Source organism: Paenibacillus baimaensis (assembly GCF_025567575.1).
On sequence record NZ_JAOQIO010000108.1, the window covers coordinates 1 to 1928 of the forward strand.

Annotated in this window: 1 protein-coding gene; it reads left to right on the forward strand. The window is 43.4% G+C overall.

Translation table 11 applies throughout. From position 1 onward, the window contains the following. Positions 1 to 139 precede the first annotated feature (139 nt). Positions 140 to 1405 carry an IS110 family RNA-guided transposase gene (locus OB236_RS32000; protein ID WP_262687629.1) on the forward strand — a complete coding sequence of 422 codons (1266 nt, stop codon included), beginning with the start codon at positions 140 to 142 and terminating at the stop codon, positions 1403 to 1405. The last annotated feature ends 523 nt before the right edge of the window (positions 1406 to 1928 follow it).

Sequence of the window (1928 nt, forward strand, 5' to 3'; positions counted from 1 at the left end):
CGTATTGAGCTATCGTCTCCCGTTAGATTCCTGTAGATGGATAAATTTCAGCTTTGTAAAAAAACGAGCGCCTCGGTACGATGGAAGTACGCACGGGTCAAAAGCCCTTTAATTCCATCATCCAGGAGGACGCTCTACCATGAAGTTTAAAGCACAAGATAAGCAAAATCAACTCATTGAAAACATTACCGTTCATCATCTGGTTGTAGGTGTAGACATTGCTCAGGAAACCCATGTTGCTAGAGCGGTTAACTTCCGCGGTGTCGCTCTCGGCAATCCATTGGTTTTTAACAATAACGAGGATGGCTTCAGGTCCCTCGACCGTTGGATTCGCGACTTATCAGCTTCATATAAGCTTTCTCACGTTATCGTTGGTATGGAACCGACTGGCCATTACTGGTTCAGCCTTGCCGGATGGCTTAAAAATAAAGCAATTGAAGCCGTACTCGTTAATCCTCACCTGGTTAAAAAGAATAAAGAAAACCGCGACAATACACGCTCTAAAAGCGACAAGAAAGATGCTTTAGTTATTGCCGACATGGTGAAAAACGGCTACTACTCCCCCATCCGTTTCCACTCGTCTGAGTACGACTCGCTGCGAGTACTCATGGCTAACCGAGAAACGGTTGTTAAACGACTTGTAAGTACCGTTAACCAGATCCACCGCTGGGTCGACATTGTATTTCCAGAACTCAGACAAGTCTTTAAAATCCTAACTTGTAAGGGAGCTTTGTTAACCCTCAGGCTTTTTCCGCTACCATCTGACCTTTGTAAACTGAGTCCTGATGATGTCATTAAGGGATGGCAGACATTCATGAAGCGGCATTCTGGGGTGCGTAGAGCTCATCTTCTCATTGATCTTGCCAAGCAAACTGTTGGTTCTAAGCAGGCCTCACACGCTTACAAACTGCATCTAGAGCAGCTTCTTGAGGAGCATGACTTAGCTACTAAACAACTGCAGAGAATCGAAAAAGAAGCTAAGGACATTGTTGAACGTATCCCCTATTCAGGTAAGATCTTAGCTATTACAGGGATAAGTGCAATTGCTTTAGCTGGTGTTTTAGGAGAGGCTGGAGATCTTAGAGGTTACGCACACGGGAATGCCTTACTCCGTCACGCAGGTCTAAATATAACTGAAGCAAGCTCAGGTAAATGGAAAGGACAGTTGACGCTCAGTAAACGTGGCCGTCCACGACTGCGACACTTTCTCTATTTAATCACGATGAGCATGGTCATGAATAACAAAGAGTTTAAAGCCTTACATCACCATAATGTTGAAGTAAAGAAGCTTAAAAAGATGAAATCTATTATGAAGTTATGTGGAAAGCTAGCTCGACTCTTAGTCGGAGTAGTTCGTAGTGCCGAAGCCTACAATCCAAACAAAATCTTTGCACTAGCAGCTTAAAACTAAATCTCACCTCACGCAAGTTGGCGTATTCGCAGGAGAACAAAGAAAGCACGGAGTATCGGGATACGTTAAACAAAAGGGCTCAGACCCATTCCGTTAGAAAGACCGACCTCCACCCCTTGGATAGATATGACGAAGGAATGAAAGGGCTATTGACCCGTCGAGACATGGGAGTGAACATCGCTAAGGGCACCGTGGAGAATACGTGCAGCATTTGGAATGTATTGGGTGAATAAACCTCACCTCTGTTCCCGCATGCCTTTTTAACGAAACATTCTAATGTATCTCGTTATCTTTCATTCATCACCGATAGCTAAACCATGAAATCCTGCGAGTAGACGAGCTTGCGTGAGGAATTTAAATCATACCGAGGGAGTTGNTGAAAGCTTCATTCATTAGAATGAATCATTTCCTGTGCAATTCATATTAATCCTTTGTACTCACTTCATTAAGCTCATGTAATTGGTGGTTATTGGAACTTGTTTAAACCCCCATTTTTCGTAGAACATCACTTTATTAT